We start from the raw sequence: 20,138 nt of genomic DNA on the forward strand, positions 1-20,138 counted from the left end.
AATGCCAACGGTACTCTAAACAGTTTGTACACGTTGGCGCTCGTCATCGTTGATCCATGTCTGTCTGCCTTAATAGAGAGTTCTCTCGAATTCGTAAGTGTGGAACCTTTCAAAAGCAGCTTTCTCGAGGAATTCACGATGGTTGGGGTGTGCAATGTCAATCAATGCTTTGGCTCTTTGCCGGAGATTTTTTCCATATAGGTAAGCGACGCCATATTCCGTGACAACGTAGTGGGCATGCGCCCGTGTTGTAACCACACCAGCTCCTTGCTTCAGCAGGGGCGATATTCGGCTGACACCTTTAGAAGTAGTCGAGGGCAAGGCAATGATCGGCTTTCCGCCTTCGGAGAGTGAAGCTCCGCGAACAAAGTCCATCTGTCCTCCAACGCCGGAGTAGTGATAAGTGCCAATCGAATCTGCGCATACCTGGCCCGTTATGTCGACCTCTATGGCACTGTTGATAGCGGTCACTTTTGGATTGGTGCGGATTACTGCGGTATCGTTTACATAGTCTATGTTCAGTGCTACCACTGCAGGATTGTCGTCAACGAAATCATACAATTTACGCGTGCCCAGCAAGAAGGATGTAACCGTTTTACCTCTGTGTTTCTTCTTGTGCTGATTGGTGATAGTTCCATTCTCAATGAGCGGAATGATTCCATCGGAAAACATTTCAGTATGAACGCCGAGCTCCTTATGATTTGTAAGACTGGCAAGGACGGCATCTGGAATGGAGCCAATGCCCATTTGAAGAGTTGCCCCGTCTTCTACAAGCTCGGCGCAATATGCTCCAATGCGCATGGATATCTCATTTATAGAGTGTCCATAGCTGACCTCCGGGAGTTCCTGTTCTGCATATACTACGGCATCGAAGTCGTCAATTCGGACGATTCCATCACCTAATGTTCTGGGCATACGGGGATTGACTTGCGCAATAACCGTCTTTGCAGTCTTAACAGCGGTCGCTGCGATGTCCACGGACACCCCGAGCGAGCAATAGCCATGTTTATCAGGCACGGATACCTGTACAAGAGCGACGTCAAGAGGAAGAATATTTCTCTTAAATAGAATTGGAATTTCGCTAAGAAAGATAGGCACATAGTCGGCGCGCCCATCATTTACTGCTTCCCTGATGTTCTGAGATACGAATAGAGAATTTATTCTGAAACTATCCTTGTATTTCCGCTCTGCGATTACAGCATCGCCCTGCAAACTAATGCTAACCACCTCGACGTTCCAAAGTTCATCTGCCCGTTCGGCAAGCTTTTTCAAGAGGTAATGAGGAGTGGCAGCGCCACCATGAACAAATATTCGCTGACCTGGCTTGACTAATTTAATTGCTTCTTTGCCTGATATGTAATTCATAGAGGATAGAATTTTGTTCGCTTTATTATGTCATTACAAAAATGACTTTGACGAGGATATTTTTAATCCCCCTACGTCAGTTTTAATTCTGATTTTTGTCAGCTTTATCAGGCTTCCCGGCGGGAAACGATATACCCGTAACACCTTTGCATTGCGCCAGTAATTCCTCCTGCAGTGAATGATCATCGGCCAGGGTATTATAGCGTCGTTCGGTTTTGTGCTTGAAATAACGCCCGCTCACATTCGCTTGTTCATCGTTGCTGGCGGCGAGCCACGTCTGGGTCTCAAAACCTTTATGAAGGTCTTCAGGCGCACCGGGGCCGCCCATTCGCGTTGGCACCCAGCCTGGATCAATAGCGTTGGAGTAGACGTTCTGCAACTTTCTGGCTACAGCTTTTGCAAGCATCACAACGTGCAACTTTGAATCTGAATAGCTGACCTGTGCACGTTTGAAATTCCCGAAGTTTGGATGGCCATGCATATGCATACCTGAGCTCAGATAGATCAGCCGCTTCGGCATTTTGATCAAGCATGTCAGAATGTAGGGAGCAATAGTATTGACAGCGAATATTTCCCTTGGCGATACCTGATATACACCGGCGTTGTGAATAACCGCGTCGAGTATACCCAATTCATTAACCTGCTCGGCAAGTCGAATCGTTTGATCGGTTCGCGAGAGGTCACCTGTAACAACAGCAAGCGCACCGGGAATACTTTGCAGAGCCTGCATCGAACGGCTCTCATTTCGCGCATGAAGTATAACCGAATGTCCCTCAGTGAGTAGTCGTTTTGCTGACATCATGCCAAGTCCGTCTGCAGATCCTGTAATCAGAATTTTTGACATAAGCCAAGATTTAATGCCTTTGATTGCGCTCAAAACATAGAGATGTGCCCCGGGAGATCCAATAGAGAATAAAAAAAGTTTACTTTTTTCTTGCGCAGTTAAATGACTGCATATATTTTAGCAGTCAAATAGCTGCATATCCAATGGAACTGAGAAGAGATGTATTTCAGGCAATTGCCGACCCGACGCGTAGAGCCATTTTGGCACTCGTCGCACTTCAGGCCATGACGCCAACCGCGATTGCGGAGAAGTTCGACTCATCCCGTCAAACAATTTCCAAGCACATTCAAATACTTACCGAGTGTGAAATCCTTGGACAAACCCAGAACGGAAGAGAAATTCACTATCACCTGAACCCCCAAAAGATGAAAGAAATCGCCGACTTTATTGAGCCATTCCGCAAACTGTGGGATGACCGATTTAATAAGTTAGAATCCATCATGAAAAAGTATAAACCAAAAAAATAACGTTATGGAACTGAAAACAAAATTGGACGTCGAAGAAGGCAAGCAGAATATACTCATCACGCGCGAATTTGATTTGCCCTTGGAGTTGCTGTTTATGGCCTATTCTGAAGCAGAAATTGTGGAACAGTGGATGGACAACAAAGTGTTGAAGCTCGAGAATAAACAGCACGGTGGATGGCAGTTTGAAAAGAAGGATGCCGATGGTAATGTTGTCTTTAGGGCAAATGGGGTTATTCACGAATTCACTCCGAACCAGCGAATCATCAGAACGTTCCAAATGGAAAATACGCCGTTTCCTGTTCAGCTTGAGTTTCTGGAATTCGAAAAGCTCACCGAAGATACCAGCAAGCTCAGTATGTTGATTGTCTATAAGTCGGTTGAATTTCGTGATCAAATGTTAAAGCTTCCCTTCAAGCAAGGGATCAATATGGCGCACGGCCGTCTTCAGGAAGTATTGAGTAAACTTAAAATCACTGGTTATGTTAAATCGAAATAAAGTAAATAAGATCATCTATTGGGTATCAACGCTATGGCTTTCATTGGGTATGTTATCAACTGGTATCGTCCAGCTCTTAAGAGTGAAAGAAGACACAGATTTCATTATTAACATGGGGTATCCTGTTTATATTCTTACTATACTCGGCGTTTGGAAACTGCTGGGTGTAGTGGCCGTACTCGTGCCAAGATTCTTATTGTTGAAGGAATGGGCATACGCCGGATTCTTCTTCATCATGTCGGGCGCCGTCTGGTCTCACTTGGTATTAAGACACTCATTTGGAGAAACGTTTCCACCTTTTCTTCTTTTGGTTCTCACCGTTGTCTCGTGGTATTTCAGGCCGGCTGAGCGCAGATTGTCGCTCACCTTTCAATAGCAGGTGAGAAAATTTGTTGAATTCTTATGACATTAACTAATATAACCTGGTCTCGTTAATTAACCGCAACCAGATACCGATATGAAGAAAAGCAGCACTGGCAAAAGACAACTTCCCCTAGAACAGGAAGAAGCACTTCTGGAAACACTGAAGAAGCGTTTCGGGAAGTATTCAAAACGACACAAAGGAATCGACTGGAATAAGTTGGAAAAGAAGTTATCTGAGAATAAAGCAAAACTTTGGTCCCTTAATGAGATGGAGCGCACTGGTGGTGAACCGGACGTAGTTGGATACGATAAGAAAACGGATGAATACATTTTTTTCGACTGTGCTGATGAAAGTCCAAAGGGGAGAAGAAGCGTATGTTATGATCATGAGGCGCTAGAGTCGAGAAAGGAACACAAGCCTGCAAACAGCGCCTTGGGTATGGCCGAAGAAATGGGAGTTACCCTTCTGACAGAAGATGAATATCGTGAATTGCAAACACTTGGTGACTTCGATACTAAGACCTCGAGTTGGATAATTACGCCTTCTGAAATACGTAAACGGGGAGGGGCAATCTTCGGCGATCGCCGTTACGATCACATCTTCATTTATCACAATGGTGCGGAATCATATTATGCAGCGAGGGGCTTTCGCTGCGCATTGAGAGTGTAAATCTTTTGTGATTAGGGTCACGTTATTACTTCGAATCTAAAGACAGTTAACTATGGCAAAGAGCGAGACAAATCCAAAGGTCGACTTTTACTTCACTAAGGCGAAGACCTGGAAGGAAGAGATTGAAAAACTGCGAACGATCATTCTTGATTGTGGTTTAAACGAAGAGTTAAAATGGGGTTGTCCATGCTATACTCTGGAAGGCAGTAACATCGTCCTCATTCACACCTTTAAAGAGTATTGTGCTGTATTATTTTTTAAAGGCGCCCTGCTCAAGGATCCCGATGGAGTTTTGGTTCAGCAAACCAAGAACGTCCAGTCAGCGCGACAGATCCGTTTTACAGGCGTTCGGGAAGTGACTGGCGCCAAGACTCTTTTGAAGAAATTTGTCCAGGACGCGATCAAAGTCGAGAAGGCTGGCCTTAAGGTGAGCTTTAAGAAGCCGGAGGAGTTCGCGATGGCGGAAGAGTTCCAGGAACGTCTCGGTGAAAGCGCAGCGCTCCGTAAGGCCTTCGAAGGCTTGACGCCCGGCCGGCAACGAGGTTATCTGTTATATTTTTCAGCGGCCAAACAGTCGAAGACCCGCCATGCCCGCGTGGAAAAAAGCATTCCTGATATTCTAAAAGGAAAGGGACTCGAAGACTAATCTGACGAAAAATTTCTTCGAAAATCAGTGTCCGTATTTGTGTCGTCATTTGACGTCACATATATTTGTCGTCAAATGACGACATATGATTGAAAGACGCGACATTTTCCAGGCAGTAGCTGATCCCACCAGAAGGGGGATCCTTATTTTGCTTGCTTCCCAATCAGTTACAGCTGGCGGCATTGCTGAGAAGTTTGACGCAGCCAGATCTACGGTTTCGAAACACGTTCAAATCCTTATCGAATGCGGACTGCTCGAATCGAACCAGCAGGGGAGGGAGATCTACTATCAATTGAAATTCGAAAAGCTGAAGGAGATCGATCTCTGGATGGATCAGTTAAGGGTTATCTGGGAATCACGTCTTGACAATCTTGATAATTACATCAACAAACTTCAAAAAGACTGACCTATGGAAAACACACAAAACCGCGAACTGAGAATTGTCAGGACCTTTAGAGCACCGATCGGGCTGATGTGGGATGTTTGGACCAATCCGGATCATATTGCAAACTGGTGGGGGCCAAATGGTTTCACTTCAACCATCCATCAAATGGATGTTAAGGAAGGTGGTGAATGGAGACTTACGTTGCACGGGCCGGATGGTACTAACTATCCTAACCGCAGCGTGTTTAAGGAAATTGTGCTTCATAAAAAGATTGTCTTTGAGCATTTCAATCCATACTTTATTACCACTGTACTGTTTGAGTCGAAGGGGAACGAGACTCTGGTTGACTGGTCCATGCAGTTTGAAACTGCGGAAATGCGCGAAATCGTTGTTAAGGCCCATGGCGCCGAAGAAGGACAGAAACAGAATGCGGACAGGCTAGGAAGCTATCTGGCAATGCAGCTACAATCAGAAGCGCGGTAGAAATATTCGATCATTTGTTTGAAGCCAGACTGACAGCAGCTCTGGCTTTTTTTGTATCTTATAGATGCTTTCGAATCGATGGTTGTTGTGCGTTAAATGCTCTCTTAACCTGACGACTGATATTTAGAATGAAGCAACCCGTTAAAATTGTAAACGCTATTCCCATGAAAAATCTGTACACACTTCTGTTTGTAATGACCTCGTTCGCCGCACAGGCGCAGGTATGGGGCTTTGAATTCGGTGCAAACTACCTTTATGCAAACCCGTTTGGTGGCATGGGTAAAGTGATCGATCGGGGGCACGGGGTTAACCTTAATATTGGAACGGTTACGCCATCGCAGCGTTTTGCATTTGGCGTTGACATAAGTTACACCCAGTATGACAATGAAAAATCGAAGCAGGAATATACCATGGGCGACGGATTGGTCGCACCCATGGAGATTAGCGTGGTGAGTTACTATACCAATATTACAGGATATGGAAGATGGTACATGACCACCCATGGTGTAATACGGCCTTATCTTGTTGGGAAAGTAGGATATGCAATGTACACCACCGACCTGAATGTGTATGATCCGGATGATGCCGATCAATGTGAGCCGCTTGACAGCGATAAGCTATACAGTGATGGGACCTTCATCGGCACCATCGGGGCGGGTGCGAAGTTCGATTTAGTATCTGTCTTCAAGAAACTTACACCGGGGTCATTCTATTTCGAATCTTCGGTGAACATGACACAGGGAGGACATGTTCGATATATGGATGCCGATGCAGATCACAGTCAGAACTCGAACCCAAGAGCTATAGATCATGCAACTGCGCAATTCATCAATACCCAAACGCAGATTGTACATGAGCACCACGTTGGATATTTGTATTCCAACCCTGTTCAGATGATGGAGCTTAGGTTTGGATTCTCCTGGAACTTTGCCCGATAATTCACAGAATTAATTTGCCGAACGGGGTCATGGCTGCCATAAGATTGCCATATTTGATAGCGTTGATTATTTTTCGCGCTGATCTTTGCGGAAGCGCATCGGCATAAAAGTAATAGCCGCCTGAATGAAGAAGTACCCCTCCAGACTTTACACCTTAGCCAGCATTTTAGGACTCATTGCATTAACAGTCGTCAGCTGCGACATCTATCATCCACAGAAGCGTTTTCGGATCGCAGTTCCCAAAACTGATGTCTTGTACAACACGATGCTATCCCATGTCAAATCTTTGCTTGAACGGGCTGGCTACGAGATTTCCGTGGTGTACACGGATAGAAACATTGAAGCAAACCAACTTGTGGCAAAAGGCGAGGCTGATCTTGCGTTCGTGAATAATGTTAGTTCGCACATTATTGAAGGCCTGGGCGATGATGCTTCCGAACTAAGATGTGTTCTTCCAATGACGAAACGCGCGTTATTGGGGTTCACCCGTCAGCCTACGAGGGGTCAGAATACCCGGCAGATTCTGGAGAATAAAACTATTGGTGTTGAAATCTTGAACGGGGAAGGGCATGGTAATATCACGCAGCTTTTTTCCCGTGCTCATATTAATAATATTAGGATCGTTCAGAGCGACAGAGATTCATTTGACGTGCGCTTGTTCTGGGGCAGCCCTTATAGCAATCGATCACAACAAATGCTGGATTCGGGATGGCAGGCTATTTCATTCTCTGAGGACTGGGTCGACTTTCAAACGCTTGGTGACCCCACCCTAGAACCACTTACTTTTCCTGCATTGCCCGGAGATCTGCATTCAACAGCCATCCATACTTTTGCAACGGATGCCATACTCGTAACGCGCAAGGATGTTGGCGAGAATGCTATCTTCCAGCTCGCGGAAACAATTCTGCAGGGAAAAATGGCTTTGGTTCGTAAAGATCCCATGTATCGCTCAATCTCTGAGTCCATCAGCCGCTCGACCTTGCTATTCCCTTTACACGAAGGAACATCCAGCTATTTACGTAGAGACACGCCCACATTTCTGGAAAGATATGCCGATACGCTTGCACTTGTGCTTTCAATCGCAGTTCTTTTGTATAGCATAGTTCAGGCCGTGAATAACCGGCTGCGGCAGATTAAGAAAGATCGAATCGATCAATATTTTTTGGAGTTTCTGGACATCCGATCAAAGAACGATCTGACCGTACAGCAACAGTCAGATCGTTTGAATGATCTTTTTCAACGCGCACTTCTGCAAATGACCAATGAGAAAATGGATAAGAATGACTTTCATATCTTCTCCCGTCTTCTTCAGCAAGAGCTTACGAATCTTCGGTTGCGATAAAGTGCTCTACCTGCTTGCACAAATACAACGTTGGCACCGCGAAGCGGACAGATGCTATCATCTTCAATAAACTCTTGTATATTAAATGATGAGCGAGAGAGTGCCGCTCTCTGCGAGAATTAACACTCCAAGCAAGAATAAAACTATGGGCATTGCAATATGTCCGTACTTTTCAAGCTGACGTGCAATGACTGGCCGGTTAGACAAATATCGGGCAATCACGCACCATAGGTAAGTCATGATGCCAAACACCAATATGAGCTGAATCTTCTCAAATTGATCCATGGTGGCCATCAACGGTACGTATACACCAATGTTGTCTCCGCCGTTCGCAATGGTTACTCCGGCAATGGCAATCAGACTGGTAGTTTTCATTGGCACCGCGCTTTCCTCATCAGCCTCGGCATTGTTTCGTATCAGAGAAATTGTATGCGTCACAGCAAGATAGATCGGAAATAAACCAAGAAGTCCGATGAAACGCTGATCGATGATGCTTCCAATAAAAGAACCTATGTATGACACAAACACTAGGGTACCGAGACCCAGCAACTGACCAAGCAGTATGTTTGCCGAAGCGATCCTCCTGTTGCCATATAATAGCATTAGTATAAATATGTCGTCAATGTTCGTTGCAGCAAAAGCGAGAATTGAAGCGACAATGGTCTGAATCATGTTATTCTTCTTTTCCTATTGTCGATGCATGTTGTTTGGTATTGTTTGTAGCGGGATGTGTTCAACTCAATCTCTAAATTCTCGCAAGGGCTATTCCGGAGAATGTAGATACCAGGCAAACAACAAAGCTGGCTGCCGCGTACAAGGCAAAAGTCATATAGTCCGAACTTTGAAGCAGCCGCACATTTTCATAGGCGAAAGCTGAGAAGGTTGTAAACCCTCCACAAACACCGGTAGTGAGAAAAATCCTCAGGTCGCTGCTCATCCAGTTAAGCCGTTCAGAGACCCCAAAGAAGATTCCAATGAGAAGGCATCCGATGATGTTCACCATGAATGTTCCAAAGGGAAATGGGGGAGGAACAATTTTATTGAAATACAGCGTAGCCAGATACCTGGCGATGCTGCCAATGAACCCACCGATGCCCACCAGTACTACAGTCTTCATAAGAGGTTTTTTATTGGAAGTCATAAAAGTATTGAATTCAGAATTCGAATTGAAATAGCACCTCATTACTTCTGAATGCAGTCACCAATTGACTCCAAAAGTGCTAACTTTCATCATGCTGCACCAGGAATTTGAGCCTTCGGACATACTGAAAGATGCCATAAAATGTTTCTGGTACAATGTCAGGGCAGCAGATGAGTCGCAGCCAGATTTTGAAGTGCTGCCAGATGGCTACACGGAAATCATTTTTCATTTCGGTATCCTGAGCTTTAAGTCATCTGACGGATTTGAACCGCTGCCTTCACCGTTCATGATTGGACTGCTTAATAAACCCGCTGTGTTCCAGACCGAAAGTCAATTGCAAATCATAGGCATCAGGTGTTTTCCCTGGTCAGTCTTTGATCTGCTTGAGCTCCCGTCCAGCAAGGGCGGGATTCGTATCATAAAGCATCCTATTGCTAAACTGCAACCTGCCCTTGAGAAACAAATATTAGAGGGCAGAGTAGACGAAGCTATAAGTCTGGTAAAAAGCTATTTTGTGGAGGCGCGGTCACGCTTATCAATGGACAGCATGCTGTTCAAGGCGGGTCTGGCAATGCTCAAAGCGAACGGTACTATCCCGGTGAGCGAGGTGGCGTCAGCTGCCCACGCAACGGTACGTACGCTGGAGCGAAAGTTCAAACAGTCTTCAGGTCACTCCGTGAAAGACATCTCTGCGGTTATGCGCTTCGAGCAGGTACGAAACCAACTATGGCTTTGCCCCGAAACGAGTATCGCGGGACTTGCTGAAGAACTGGGTTATACCGACCAATCACATTTAAGTAAGGAATTCAAACGTTACAGTGGCACAACGCCTGGGGCATTCGCAAGAAAGGCCCGGCAGCAAAAACAAATAGTCAAAAACGATTTTGTCGCGTTTGTACAAGATTAAGGAGGTCACCTCCCTGAATTTTGTATCTCAATCAATGATATGAATGAGATGCATGAAAGACCTCAATACAAAGACAATCTATACCTATACGATGTTATCATCTCCGGTGGTGGACCTGTAGGACTTTTTCTCGCCTGTGAATTGGCGCTTACAAAATGCACGGTGTTAGTTCTGGAAAAGAGTAATGATGCTGACTCTGCGCTTAAGAAGATCCCATTTGGTATTCGTGGACTATCGGCGCCTTCCGTTGAGGCCCTTCACCGTCGCGGATTATTGACCGGACTGGACCTGCATAAACGCCTTAAGAATCCTCACGCTTCGAATACGCAGCTGGGACCGGCGCGACAGGTAGGACACTTTGCAGGCATTCCATTTCTCGAAGGCAATATTGACTCGTCGCAGTGGCCGAGCAGATTAGCAAGTTCGACTCCCGCCAGCCTGCTGACCGAAATGAATGAGCTTGAACTGGCTCTGAACGGTCGCGCAATAGCTCTTGGCGTAGAGATCAGGCGAGGCGTTGCCGTTGATGATTTTATTCAAACTCAGGAAAGCGTGACGGTACAGTCAGGTGATCTTGTGTTCAAAGCTAAATGGCTTGTAGGTTGTGATGGTAGCCGTAGCGTTGTTCGCAAGCAGGGCGATTTCGGGTTTGCTGGCACGGAACCAGAATTCACCGGATATTCCGTGCAGGCTGATATTGTTGATCCAGAGAAGCTACTTCCGGGTCGTAATTTGACAGCCCAGGGTATGTACCTGCAATCACAACCTGGTTATCTCAATATTCAGGATTTCGACAGCGGGGCATTTCACGATTCCGGGAAGCCCATCACGCTTGAACATGTGCAGGCAGTTCTTCGTCGGGTATCAAATACAGATGTAACGATTGGCGCCTTGCGCATAGCGACTACGTGGACCGATCGCTCGCGACAGGCAACGTCCTATCGAAAGGGAAGAGTGTTTCTGGCTGGCGATGCCGCTCACATACATTCTCCGTTAGGAGGCCAGGGCCTTAACTTGGGTCTCGGCGATGCCATGAATCTTGGCTGGAAGCTGGCAGCAAATATTCATGGTTATGCTCCGGAAGGTTTGCTGGATACTTACGAAAGCGAACGGTCCCCGGTAGGAGCACAGGTTCTCGATTGGTCGCGTGCGCAGGTTGCGATCATGAGGCCAACACCACATGCGCGCGCACTGAACGCTATAATCCGCGATCTCGTTAACACGCGCGACGGCGCTACTTATATGGCAGGACGGGTGTGGGGCATTCAATGTCATTATGATCTTGGCGGAAGCCATCCCCTGGTGGGCTACAGCGTTCCGAATTTTGAATTTGAGGATGGATCAACCATCGGCGAACTCATGCACGACGGGTGCGGAATAATTCTTGACTTCACGTCAAATGCATCATTGCGCACACTGGCAAATGAATTCGAAGGGCGGATTAAATACATTTCCGGCTCCGCAAATTGGAAGGATGTAGAGTTAGAGGATCCTAAAGACCGTTTCGGAATAATTGCCGCCCTTATTAGGCCAGATGGCATGGTTGCCTGGGCCGCCAGCAACGAAATCGACGATGCGGCGCTTCGTTTGGCCACTGGCCGCTGGTTTATTAAAAACGCGGCAGAGCATTCATCCAGGGGGACTATTGAAATTTGAAAAACTGGAGTAAACGCCGGGGGGCGGCTGAATACAATCAGATTAGAGCTAACAGTAACAAAGACAAACCTATTAACGCCCGCCGGCAGCTCTTTTTCAGGCATGCCGGCCAGCGCCCAAGATCAGATTTTTCTAACGGAAACGGCAGTGGGGCCCTTTACACCATTCTCAACCTGAAAGGAAACAAAATCATTTTCTTTCACTGGAGTTGACAAAGAACTCATATGAACAAAAATACTCTCTTGACTTTCGAGATCTTTAATGAACCCATAACCTTTAGAGGTGTTGAAGTAGGTCACTTTACCCTTCCTCGCTGAAATAGATTCGATTCCGCCGATGTTTCGGGAACCAATAACTATGTCCTCCTCTTTGACATCGCGTCTTTTCGTGGGATCCGGCGGTTTGGATGAGATATTTCCATTTTCATCCACGTAGGCCATCATGTCTTCCATCGTGCCGGACTTGGCGTTAGCCTTGCGTTCAGCCTTCCGCTCTTCCTTTTCTTTTCTCTTCTGCTGTTTTCTTTTCTCTAATTCTTTTTTGTTGAATGTATCTGCCATGCGATCGTTTTATTTCAAAGCTTTTGTATGTGCAAAACAAATTGTTTGTCTAGTGAAAATTGAAATGTTGATGCGGATATCAGCTCCGTGGCTTTCTTGGACCCCTGCAGAATCTCAACCAGGTCCTGCGCTACCAATGATTCCTTAAAGCCTTTCGTCGCTTTCCCGTTTGATAATTCTAACGTAAATGTGAAAGTTCCCTTCTTGCCATTATTTAATGCGTGAAACTCGTGATTTGAAAGCTTATATTGTTGTGGCTCAGTTGCCGCATCCAGCATCAACCTTAGGATCGCCGGTCGGTATTTGCTCCATAACCCTGTATATGTTCTTAATGACATGTGGCTCTTTTTAGTTGATTAGCGCTTTGTTTCAATTGTCACACTGATTATCTGATTACTACGGGACAGACTGAGATTAGCAATCTCTCAGCCAGCCTGACCGTTGCGAACGATACCACTCAAAAACGTGATCTCTCTTTCTACAACTTAATAAAGCGGCGGAGTTTGGCCTTACTAAGAATTCCCCCAATTTACTTATCGGAAGGGAAATTTGAATAGAGTCTGGAGTGTGGCCGAATAGATTAATCAAGACTTCAAACCTACTTCTTTTTCAGAAAATAACCTATTGCTGGGAAACCACTTCCGACCTTCGTTGCTGCCATCAAAAAATGCTTTTTTCTTCGGCAGTGATGGAGGCAGTCCAGGGTTGATCTGTTGGAAAAACGCTGGTGCGTCGGGCGAAATGATTTAGCAGCGGCAGTCTAAACGCTAGTCAGCCTTTGTACTGTTGAATGCATTCCTCTTTTCTTCCATCCAGGCATTCATGGCCTCAGGCGAGGTCATGCTTTTCCGCATTTCGTTCATGGCTTCAATGTGTGCAGCGTCCCCGTTTTGAACCATTTCCCGCGCGTGCATACTCACCATCTTGGCAATTTCATCGAAGGTATTGGCACTGAATTTTTGCTCGCAGGCGCCACCCAGTTGACTACAGGTCATTGTTTTCATGGTGTATGATTTTGGTCAGATAAATGTAGTACAGTGAATTGATAATGCTGATGGTATGGAGTTTAGCCTATGCCCATTTTTCTTTGGTGGGACTGGAGATATTGTCAAATGATTTGATATTGTTATGTGTGTATAAATAGTTAATTTTCAGCAACTTATCTTGTTCCCGTTTCTTGCAAGCTTTGCCCCCAAGTCGTCGATTTTGCGGCGGCATACACTCCACTATTATAAAGATATTATAGGAGCCGGCCAGCCGAGCTGTTCACGGGTAATGACTGAGATATTCTTAAGAGAGTCGTTTTTTAGGGGCTCCTGTTCTGAATTCAAAAGATCCGTAAATTATTGATTAACAACAGGATGCGACTTGCTCCGTCCTTTTTGAAAATTCACATACAGACTTTATAGAGACAATATACTGATTTTATATAGACCTTATACAGATGTTTACATAGTCTCCGTATAGTCTCCATTAATAGTCCGTATGGGCTCCGCCTAACGGGCCCCAAGAGCTTCTTACAGTCCCGCCAAAATGCAGTGGTTAAATTTCCCGGGGTGGTCCCGGCGGGCGATGAAGCCGGAACTTCATTCACTCCTAAGCGATTCAATTGGATTCCTGAGGGCCGCGTGTAGGGCATTGAAGATCACCGAACCCACGGCTATTACCACACATGCCATTGCCGAGATCACAAACACGTCGGCCGTAACATCAATCTTGTACACAAACTTCGACAGCCAGGCATTCATTGCATACCACGACAACGGCAAGCCTATGAGGGAACCGGCGACCACAAGAATTACAAACTCCTTTGATACGATGTTCACGATTGAGGGTACCGTCGCGCCAACGATTTTCCGAATGCCGATCTCTTTACGTCGTGTTTGCATCGTGATAGCCGAAAGTCCGAATAACCCTACGCAGGAGATCACGATCATGAACGCCGAAAAGGTGTTGAACAGCACGTTCATTTTGTTTTCTTCCTTGTATTGCTCGTTCCAATGGTCCTCTACGAAGGTATAAGAAAACAGATTTGACGGAGCGATCTGCTTCACTGTGCTTTCCACATGACTAATGGCATTTTGAAGGTCGTTCGAATTGGTTTTGATGAGCAGATGATTAGAGTACTTGGGGTTGTACTGGAGCAGCAACGGCTCGACGGCGTTGTGGAGCGAGGAAAAGTGATAGTCATCAACCACCCCGACAATAATGCCGGGCATGTTTCTTGTCTGGTTCACGATCCTTGCGCCAATGGCGTTACTGATATTGAGCGCTTTAAGGGCAGTCTTGTTAACAATAAAGGCAGCAGAATCGTTGTACGCTCTTGAAAAAGCACGACCTTCTATTATCGGAATTTCCAGCGTTTGAAGAAAACCGTCGTCGATGGACATCACGCGGAACTGCGGGAATTCGGCTTTGGGATCCGCACCTTCAGGCACTACATTTTCGACGCTAAGCTCACCACCCGGAAGATTCGTCGCAGAGCCGATGCTAATGATCGATGGATCTTTCATGAGCTGCGACCTCACATAGTCGGGACTCTTTGCATTAGTCTTTGCAAAGTCTCCATAGAGGCCAACCGAAATAACTTTGTCTTTGTTGAAACCCAGGTCCTGATCCTGGAAGTAGTGCATCTGTCGTATAATAATCAGCGTACTGGCGATCATAAATGCTGACACAGCAAATTGAAACACGACCAGTCCTCTCCGTATTGCCGGTGTCGATGAGCCCGGACCTTTCTGGCTTCGCAGAGCGTCGACAGGTTTAAACCGCGACATGAATAGCGCCGGATAGGCGCCCGACAAGGCACTGACAAAGATGATGAGTGCTGCCATGATCGCGATGTTTCCGGGAGTAAGTACGTCTGTAATATGGACTTTGCGTCCGGCCAGGGCGTTGTAATTGGGCAGCACGGCAAAGAACAGGCAGAGCGCCAGTACCAAGGCGAAGCTGCTCATGAGAAAGGTCTCAGAAAGATATTGTTTCACTAACTGAGGCCTCAAAGCACCCATTACTTTGCGAAGACCAGTCTCTTTCATCCTGTTGAAGGTAAGAGACAGATTAAGGTTGATAAAGTTAACGGTGGCCATAAACAGGATAAACAGCGCAACCGCAGCAAAGATGTACAGGTAGCTGACGTTGCTGTTTTCACTCGTCTCCTGTTCGAGGTGGGAGTGGAGGTGAATATCCCTGATAGGTTGAAGTTCAAGCATTGCTTTCTTCCCCAGGTTCTCCGATGTGTCCCAGCCTTCATAGAACTTCACCTGAAACTGAGGTATTTTACTTTCTACTTGCGCGAGCTTCCCAGGTTCAATTAACAGATAGGTAAATGGCGCCATCCACCCGCGGTTAGAAGTCCAGTTATCTGGGATGATCTTGTAAAAGGTGGAAAATGCTACCAGCATATCAAACCGAAGATGCGTGTTCTCCGGCAGATCCTTCACAACGCCGGTGATACTTAACTCCATATCATCATTGAGCTTAATAGTTTTACCAACAGCACTGTCCTCGCCAAAGATCTTCCTGGCAAGGGATTCAGTGAGGACTGCGGTGAAGGGCACGCGAAGAGAATTGTGTTCACTTCCTTCAATAAACTGATAATTGAAAAGAGTCAACGCGGTACTATCGGCCATATGGGATGGCCCAACCACCGTCCTGAAATCGTTATACGTAAGAATCGCCCCGCTCCCGAATGGATAAAACCGCGCCGACGATTTTATTTCAGGAAAAAAATCTTCCAACGCCTGGGCCATGGGCGGAGAGCTCTTTGCCCACTCTGGAGGGTGAATCCGATAAATGTTTTGGTAATCGGGATAGAAAGTTTCGTAGCTGATCTCGCTGTTGATGTGAAAGATGATGAGAAAGCATGACGCCATCGCGAGCGCGAATCCGGTGACATTAATCAGGGTGAAGGTCCGATGCTTTACAAAATTCCTCCACGCAATAAGAACGTAGTTTTTTAACATTAGGCAGGCATTTCAAAGGTTGAATGGACACGATTTTACAACGCTCACGGTTCACCGCACGAACGGCACAAGCCAAAAATCGGGCCCAACATGACTGGCACTTATAGGGGTATTTAGCCACTTCAATGGACTACGCCCCGGGCGGTATCGGTCAAATACGTTCGAAGGCGGGCACCACCAACGATATTCAGTGTCCCCTTAACGCAATGAATAATGTTTGTGACAATCGGACTGCTGTAGTAGCTTGGGCGGGACTGATCTAACATGCAAAACACCATCACCCTCTCAGCAAAGCATCTCGCAATGGCCCTCATTATCATTATCGTGTGGGGATTGAACTTCATAGCTATATACTATGGTCTGAAAGGGTTTCCTCCGTTATTGCTTTCGGCTTTCCGCTTCGGTCTTGCGGCCTTTCCCTGGGTGTTTTTTCTACCCAAACCTAAGGCACCTCTGAAATTCATCCTGGGATACGGCATCTTTACTTTCGTGCTGCAATTTGGATTTCTGTTCAGTGGTATTTATCTCGGATTGTCTCCCGGATTGTCGTCACTTGTCCTTCAGATTCAGGTTTTCTTTTCGATTGGATTGGCAGCACTATTTTTTAACGATCGCCCTGGTGCATGGAAGATATGTGGCTCTTTGATTTCCTTTGTCGGAATCGGTATAGTTGCAGCGCATCGCAGCGAGGGCGCTACAACAATTGGTCTTATATTGACGCTTCTTGCGGCTCTCTGCTGGGCAGCCGGAAACATGTTCTCCAAAAAGGTCGAGGCTGATTCTGCCTTATCACTCGTTGTTTGGGGCAACCTGGTGGCCTTTCCATTTATGGTGGTCCTTTCGTTGATCGTGGAAGGTCCCACGTTGATTTTGCATTCTGTGCAAAATATGTCCCTCACCACAATGATTGCTGTCGCTTACATCACGTACATGTCTACTCACATTGGATACGGCGCGTGGGGATTCTTATTGAATAAATATCCAACTGCCGCCGTTGTGCCTTTCACTCTCTTAATTCCCGTCGTTGGTTTCCTGGGATCTACTATCTTCCTTGGAGAAGATTTTCCATTGTGGAAACTCGTGGCTTCATTATTCGTGATGGGAGGACTTGTTTTTAATCTGCTCGAAAAACAGATCCAGTCTTTGATTGCCGGCCCGCGCACAAGGCAGCAATGAAGTTTTTGGAGTCTGACTAAGCATGTGCTCATGCTGAAATTGAAATTGTACAATCAAAGTTGAAATTATCTGTGACGAATTGCTAGCGTAATATCGAATGGACTATCACACAATTCGACCGCATCCGGATCTAAGTTCAATCGTGAAATGCTACTGGACCCTGGAGGTGCCTTATCAAAACGACGCACAGAGGCAGCTTATCGTGCCGGACGGATGCATTGAAATGATCTTCATTCTCGGCGATGATGTTAAGCGTTTTACATCGGGAGACGAGTACATCATACAGCCGCGCGACATGGTACTGGGGCAAATCACGGAGCCGTTTTATGTTCTGCCTTCTGGTGATGTCAAGTCATTTGCCGTCCGATTTTATCCATATGGGTTTTCTAATTTTGTGTCGATATCAATAGGGGATCTGGTTAACAAAGAAACGCCGTTAGTGTCGCTGTTTGGTAACGAAGTTGCAACCGCTCTGGCGGATAAAATCAGGAGCGCGGCAGATACGTTAGAAAGAATCGAACTCGTCGACGCTTTCCTTTTGGAGAGATTAATTACCAAACCCACTGTAGACGGAATTGTGAAGAGAACAATTGATGCCATATTTTCAACGAAGGGAAAAGTTTCTATCAATACCATCGTCAATGACGATTCCTCAAAAAGGCGGCAGCTCGAACGTAAGTTCCTGAAGGAGGTCGGAGTAAGTCCAAAGCAGTTGGGAAAAATGATCAGACTACAATCGGCACTAAAGATGCTCCTCAATAATCATACAGGTAGTCTCACCGAAATTGCCTATGAAAGTGACTACTACAATCAGGCACATTTTATCAAGGACTTCAGGGAATTCACAGGAACAACACCAAAGGCATTTCTTGGCGACGAGGGGATGATCCTTTCCTCTGTATTCTACAAGCAAGATTGACTTGTCGCATTCTTACAATTGTATTCATTCAAAGCCCCGTACACTTGCAGGGTCAATTCGCTTTTAAGGTGGTAACTGATCATTGATCAGGTCATTCATTGTAGCTATCCCGCCATTGCTTTTGCGACAATAGCTCATGCCATTTGAAGTGACGATTGACAATTATCAAACTGCAAATCAAATAACCGATTATATGAGCATGATTTCTATTGTTGAGATTCCAACTGAGGATTTCTCAAGAGCTATGGCCTTTTACAGGAAGATATTGAACATAGATATCGAGGTGGTGGAAATGGAGGGTATTAAGATGGGGCTTTTCCCGGGTACGGGTGAGATCTCCGTCCAGCTTCTGAAAGCAGATGGATATACACCGTCTTCGGAAGGTACTATTGTCTATTTGAATGGAGGAGACGATTTGCAACAAATCGCTGCCAGGATTGACGGGAATGGCGGTAGGCTCGTTGTTCCTAAAACTGAAATAGGACAGGATATGGGCTTCTATGCAATGTTCATCGACACCGAAGGCAACAGGCTGGGATTGCATTCGCCGCATTGACGAAAAGCGCCCTGCGCTGTTCGGAAATACCAATCGGATACCTGCAAAAGGATTAACTTTGGTGATATGTTTGGCCACGAAAGTGTAATCCAATATGGTTAACGGAGCGTTGTTTTTCATCAGTGCCCTCGGAGCATTTAACGGTTTGATCCTGGGCGTCTACTTTCTGGTTTCGTCACGCAAGGAAAATATAGCTAACCTGTTTCTCGGGGCATTGCTTATAGCTCTAAGTCTGAGAATTGGAAAATCGGTCCTTTACTATTTCAATACCAGCCTTTTGTTGGTGTATTTACAAATCGGGCTTTCAGCCTGTTGGTTTATTGGACCATTCCTTTTCTATTACGTAAGATCTGAAATTCGTCAGGTCAAAGAGTTGCCCAAAAGCTGGGCATGGATCATCCTATCGATGGCATTGATTATAGTAGCTACTGGCCTCGTATTTCCCTATCAGCAATATCCCATTATCTGGAACAGATATTTTGTCCAGATAATTTACGCGCAATGGGGTGTTTTTCTGTTTCTGTCGGCAATTGAGCTTAAAGACCTCTTTATAAAAATTGCTAGGCCGCGGTCTTTGAAACGCACCGAAATATGGCTGATATCAGCGTTGACTGCCATTACTGTTATTTTCATTTGCTATCTCTGGGCCTTACTGGGTCATTCCAAGGGCATCTACATAAGCGGTGCAATCATCTTTTCGATTGTTCTTTATGCGATTGGGTTCTATTTGCTGCACAGAAGGAAGCAGGACTTCGTCGTGCCAGCTTCTCAGAAGTATGCGAACAAGAAGATAAAAGAAAGCGACGCCCAACTGATGCTCTACAGGCTGGAGCGGATTATGGCCGACAAGGAAGTCTTCAGGAACCCCAATCTCAAGCTTACCGACCTCGCCGCTGAAATTAACGCTTCGTCGCATCAGCTCTCACAGCTCCTCAATGAGAGCCTGGGTAAGAGTTTCACCCTTTACATCAATGAATATCGGATTGACGAGGCGTGCCGGATCTTGGCCGCAACTGACAATCTGACAATTGAAGCTGTGGGCGAGGAGGTCGGCTTCAATTCAAAGTCCACCTTCTTTTCAGCATTTAAGAAACTTAAGGGTGTCACACCGGCGGTCTATCAACAAGGTGCGATAAAAGTTTAGCGCTGTGCATCGCCTGCTTAAAAGCGGATTTGAATGCTTTTTGTACGATTCTATAGAACCGTACTCCGGATTCATGGCTTTACTACTTCCTGAAATGGCTCGTGGTCAATATTTG

23 protein-coding genes are annotated in these 20,138 nt (G+C 45.9%); 15 read left to right on the forward strand and 8 right to left on the reverse strand.

Going from position 1 to position 20,138, the window contains the following annotated elements:
• Nucleotides 1-69 precede the first annotated feature (69 nt).
• Together WBG78_RS09330 and WBG78_RS09335 are read right to left on the reverse strand one after the other, a co-directional pair.
• Nucleotides 70-1,365 carry an acetyl-CoA hydrolase/transferase family protein gene (locus WBG78_RS09330; protein ID WP_337326135.1) on the reverse strand — a complete coding sequence of 432 codons (1,296 nt, stop codon included), beginning with the start codon at nucleotides 1,363-1,365 and terminating at the stop codon, nucleotides 70-72.
• 82 nt (nucleotides 1,366-1,447) lie between these two features.
• Nucleotides 1,448-2,209 carry an SDR family NAD(P)-dependent oxidoreductase gene (locus WBG78_RS09335; RefSeq protein ID WP_337326136.1) on the reverse strand — a complete coding sequence of 254 codons (762 nt, stop codon included), beginning with the start codon at nucleotides 2,207-2,209 and terminating at the stop codon, nucleotides 1,448-1,450.
• A gap of 143 nt (nucleotides 2,210-2,352) precedes the next feature.
• Between WBG78_RS09335 and WBG78_RS09340 the strand changes: the two genes are divergently transcribed.
• The 9 genes from WBG78_RS09340 (at nucleotide 2,353) to WBG78_RS09380 (ending at nucleotide 7,999) form a co-directional block, all read left to right on the forward strand.
• The gene (locus WBG78_RS09340; RefSeq protein WP_337326137.1) at nucleotides 2,353-2,676 is read left to right on the forward strand and encodes an ArsR/SmtB family transcription factor; all 324 of its coding nucleotides are present in this window, start codon (nucleotides 2,353-2,355) and stop codon (nucleotides 2,674-2,676) included.
• 4 nt (nucleotides 2,677-2,680) lie between these two features.
• Nucleotides 2,681-3,172 (forward strand): SRPBCC domain-containing protein, encoded by a 492-nt coding sequence (locus WBG78_RS09345; protein ID WP_337326138.1) that lies wholly within the window; start codon nucleotides 2,681-2,683, stop codon nucleotides 3,170-3,172.
• Entirely contained in the window at nucleotides 3,156-3,548 is a 393-nt protein-coding gene (locus tag WBG78_RS09350; RefSeq protein WP_337326139.1) for a DoxX family protein, read from the forward strand. Before WBG78_RS09345 ends, WBG78_RS09350 begins: the two co-directional genes overlap by 17 nt.
• Before the next feature lie 81 nt (nucleotides 3,549-3,629).
• Nucleotides 3,630-4,205 carry a DUF4256 domain-containing protein gene (locus WBG78_RS09355; protein ID WP_337326140.1) on the forward strand — a complete coding sequence of 192 codons (576 nt, stop codon included), beginning with the start codon at nucleotides 3,630-3,632 and terminating at the stop codon, nucleotides 4,203-4,205.
• A gap of 52 nt (nucleotides 4,206-4,257) precedes the next feature.
• Complete coding sequence (locus tag WBG78_RS09360; RefSeq protein WP_337326141.1) at nucleotides 4,258-4,851, forward strand: YdeI/OmpD-associated family protein; 594 nt, start codon at nucleotides 4,258-4,260, stop codon at nucleotides 4,849-4,851.
• 85 nt (nucleotides 4,852-4,936) lie between these two features.
• Nucleotides 4,937-5,257, forward strand: a complete 321-nt coding sequence (locus WBG78_RS09365) for an ArsR/SmtB family transcription factor (RefSeq protein WP_337326142.1) — start codon at nucleotides 4,937-4,939, stop codon at nucleotides 5,255-5,257.
• 3 nt (nucleotides 5,258-5,260) lie between these two features.
• On the forward strand, nucleotides 5,261-5,719 hold the full coding sequence (locus tag WBG78_RS09370) for an SRPBCC family protein (protein WP_337326143.1): 459 nt from the start codon (nucleotides 5,261-5,263) through the stop codon (nucleotides 5,717-5,719).
• A 164-nt stretch (nucleotides 5,720-5,883) separates the two neighbouring features.
• Nucleotides 5,884-6,657: a hypothetical protein gene (locus WBG78_RS09375; protein WP_337326144.1), complete on the forward strand. Its 774-nt coding sequence runs from the start codon at nucleotides 5,884-5,886 to the stop codon at nucleotides 6,655-6,657.
• Between the two features lie 124 nt (nucleotides 6,658-6,781).
• On the forward strand, nucleotides 6,782-7,999 hold the full coding sequence (locus tag WBG78_RS09380; RefSeq protein ID WP_337326145.1) for a TAXI family TRAP transporter solute-binding subunit: 1,218 nt from the start codon (nucleotides 6,782-6,784) through the stop codon (nucleotides 7,997-7,999).
• A gap of 81 nt (nucleotides 8,000-8,080) precedes the next feature.
• Here the strand turns inward: WBG78_RS09380 and WBG78_RS09385 are convergent, their stop codons facing one another.
• Nucleotides 8,081-8,671, reverse strand: coding sequence for a cadmium resistance transporter (locus tag WBG78_RS09385; RefSeq protein WP_337326146.1), 591 nt, complete (start codon nucleotides 8,669-8,671; stop codon nucleotides 8,081-8,083).
• A gap of 73 nt (nucleotides 8,672-8,744) precedes the next feature.
• Nucleotides 8,745-9,116, reverse strand: coding sequence for a fluoride efflux transporter CrcB (gene crcB / locus WBG78_RS09390; RefSeq protein WP_337326147.1), 372 nt, complete (start codon nucleotides 9,114-9,116; stop codon nucleotides 8,745-8,747).
• A gap of 100 nt (nucleotides 9,117-9,216) precedes the next feature.
• On the opposite strand from crcB, the gene WBG78_RS09395 reads away from it, so the two are divergent.
• Both WBG78_RS09395 and WBG78_RS09400 read left to right on the forward strand, forming a co-directional pair.
• A complete protein-coding gene (locus WBG78_RS09395) occupies nucleotides 9,217-10,047 on the forward strand; it encodes a helix-turn-helix domain-containing protein (protein WP_337326148.1) in 831 nt (276 codons plus the stop codon).
• Nucleotides 10,048-10,086: 39 nt separating this feature from the next.
• Nucleotides 10,087-11,703, forward strand: a complete 1,617-nt coding sequence (locus WBG78_RS09400) for an FAD-dependent monooxygenase (protein ID WP_337326149.1) — start codon at nucleotides 10,087-10,089, stop codon at nucleotides 11,701-11,703.
• A gap of 122 nt (nucleotides 11,704-11,825) precedes the next feature.
• On the opposite strand, the gene WBG78_RS09405 is transcribed toward WBG78_RS09400, so the two are convergent.
• From WBG78_RS09405 to WBG78_RS09420, 4 genes are all read right to left on the reverse strand, one after another.
• Nucleotides 11,826-12,263: a cold-shock protein gene (locus WBG78_RS09405; RefSeq protein WP_337326150.1), complete on the reverse strand. Its 438-nt coding sequence runs from the start codon at nucleotides 12,261-12,263 to the stop codon at nucleotides 11,826-11,828.
• A 14-nt stretch (nucleotides 12,264-12,277) separates the two neighbouring features.
• A complete protein-coding gene (locus tag WBG78_RS09410) occupies nucleotides 12,278-12,601 on the reverse strand; it encodes a hypothetical protein (protein ID WP_337326151.1) in 324 nt (107 codons plus the stop codon).
• A 429-nt stretch (nucleotides 12,602-13,030) separates the two neighbouring features.
• The gene (locus tag WBG78_RS09415) at nucleotides 13,031-13,267 is read right to left on the reverse strand and encodes a DUF1059 domain-containing protein (RefSeq protein WP_337326152.1); all 237 of its coding nucleotides are present in this window, start codon (nucleotides 13,265-13,267) and stop codon (nucleotides 13,031-13,033) included.
• Between the two features lie 582 nt (nucleotides 13,268-13,849).
• Entirely contained in the window at nucleotides 13,850-16,228 is a 2,379-nt protein-coding gene (locus tag WBG78_RS09420; protein ID WP_337326153.1) for an ABC transporter permease, read from the reverse strand.
• A gap of 264 nt (nucleotides 16,229-16,492) precedes the next feature.
• Here WBG78_RS09420 and WBG78_RS09425 point away from each other — a divergent pair, with 264 nt between their 5' ends.
• From WBG78_RS09425 to WBG78_RS09440, 4 genes are all read left to right on the forward strand, one after another.
• Nucleotides 16,493-17,404: an EamA family transporter gene (locus tag WBG78_RS09425; protein WP_337326154.1), complete on the forward strand. Its 912-nt coding sequence runs from the start codon at nucleotides 16,493-16,495 to the stop codon at nucleotides 17,402-17,404.
• 97 nt (nucleotides 17,405-17,501) lie between these two features.
• Nucleotides 17,502-18,323, forward strand: coding sequence for an AraC family transcriptional regulator (locus tag WBG78_RS09430; RefSeq protein WP_337326155.1), 822 nt, complete (start codon nucleotides 17,502-17,504; stop codon nucleotides 18,321-18,323).
• Between the two features lie 193 nt (nucleotides 18,324-18,516).
• Nucleotides 18,517-18,879: a VOC family protein gene (locus WBG78_RS09435; protein ID WP_337326156.1), complete on the forward strand. Its 363-nt coding sequence runs from the start codon at nucleotides 18,517-18,519 to the stop codon at nucleotides 18,877-18,879.
• A 94-nt stretch (nucleotides 18,880-18,973) separates the two neighbouring features.
• The gene (locus tag WBG78_RS09440) at nucleotides 18,974-20,023 is read left to right on the forward strand and encodes a helix-turn-helix domain-containing protein (RefSeq protein ID WP_337326157.1); all 1,050 of its coding nucleotides are present in this window, start codon (nucleotides 18,974-18,976) and stop codon (nucleotides 20,021-20,023) included.
• Nucleotides 20,024-20,138 lie beyond the last annotated feature (115 nt).

This window comes from Chryseolinea sp. T2 (assembly GCF_037203685.1).
GTDB lineage: Bacteria > Bacteroidota > Bacteroidia > Cytophagales > Cyclobacteriaceae > Chryseolinea.

Bases quoted from the DNA above. Each gene is read 5' to 3' on its own strand.
- WBG78_RS09330 (WP_337326135.1), bottom strand. From the start codon at position 1,365: ATGAATTACATATCAGGCAAAGAAGCAATTAAATTAGTCAAGCCAGGT.
- WBG78_RS09335 (WP_337326136.1), bottom strand. From the start codon at position 2,209: ATGTCAAAAATTCTGATTACAGGATCTGCAGACGGACTTGGCATGATG.
- WBG78_RS09340 (WP_337326137.1), top strand. From the start codon at position 2,353: ATGGAACTGAGAAGAGATGTATTTCAGGCAATTGCCGACCCGACGCGT.
- WBG78_RS09345 (WP_337326138.1), top strand. From the start codon at position 2,681: ATGGAACTGAAAACAAAATTGGACGTCGAAGAAGGCAAGCAGAATATA.
- WBG78_RS09350 (WP_337326139.1), top strand. From the start codon at position 3,156: ATGTTAAATCGAAATAAAGTAAATAAGATCATCTATTGGGTATCAACG.
- WBG78_RS09355 (WP_337326140.1), top strand. From the start codon at position 3,630: ATGAAGAAAAGCAGCACTGGCAAAAGACAACTTCCCCTAGAACAGGAA.
- WBG78_RS09360 (WP_337326141.1), top strand. From the start codon at position 4,258: ATGGCAAAGAGCGAGACAAATCCAAAGGTCGACTTTTACTTCACTAAG.
- WBG78_RS09365 (WP_337326142.1), top strand. From the start codon at position 4,937: ATGATTGAAAGACGCGACATTTTCCAGGCAGTAGCTGATCCCACCAGA.
- WBG78_RS09370 (WP_337326143.1), top strand. From the start codon at position 5,261: ATGGAAAACACACAAAACCGCGAACTGAGAATTGTCAGGACCTTTAGA.
- WBG78_RS09375 (WP_337326144.1), top strand. From the start codon at position 5,884: ATGAAAAATCTGTACACACTTCTGTTTGTAATGACCTCGTTCGCCGCA.
- WBG78_RS09380 (WP_337326145.1), top strand. From the start codon at position 6,782: ATGAAGAAGTACCCCTCCAGACTTTACACCTTAGCCAGCATTTTAGGA.
- WBG78_RS09385 (WP_337326146.1), bottom strand. From the start codon at position 8,671: ATGATTCAGACCATTGTCGCTTCAATTCTCGCTTTTGCTGCAACGAAC.
- crcB (WP_337326147.1), bottom strand. From the start codon at position 9,116: ATGAAGACTGTAGTACTGGTGGGCATCGGTGGGTTCATTGGCAGCATC.
- WBG78_RS09400 (WP_337326149.1), top strand. From the start codon at position 10,087: ATGAATGAGATGCATGAAAGACCTCAATACAAAGACAATCTATACCTA.
- WBG78_RS09405 (WP_337326150.1), bottom strand. From the start codon at position 12,263: ATGGCAGATACATTCAACAAAAAAGAATTAGAGAAAAGAAAACAGCAG.
- WBG78_RS09410 (WP_337326151.1), bottom strand. From the start codon at position 12,601: ATGTCATTAAGAACATATACAGGGTTATGGAGCAAATACCGACCGGCG.
- WBG78_RS09415 (WP_337326152.1), bottom strand. From the start codon at position 13,267: ATGAAAACAATGACCTGTAGTCAACTGGGTGGCGCCTGCGAGCAAAAA.
- WBG78_RS09420 (WP_337326153.1), bottom strand. From the start codon at position 16,228: ATGTTAAAAAACTACGTTCTTATTGCGTGGAGGAATTTTGTAAAGCAT.
- WBG78_RS09425 (WP_337326154.1), top strand. From the start codon at position 16,493: ATGCAAAACACCATCACCCTCTCAGCAAAGCATCTCGCAATGGCCCTC.
- WBG78_RS09430 (WP_337326155.1), top strand. From the start codon at position 17,502: ATGGACTATCACACAATTCGACCGCATCCGGATCTAAGTTCAATCGTG.
- WBG78_RS09435 (WP_337326156.1), top strand. From the start codon at position 18,517: ATGAGCATGATTTCTATTGTTGAGATTCCAACTGAGGATTTCTCAAGA.
- WBG78_RS09440 (WP_337326157.1), top strand. From the start codon at position 18,974: ATGGTTAACGGAGCGTTGTTTTTCATCAGTGCCCTCGGAGCATTTAAC.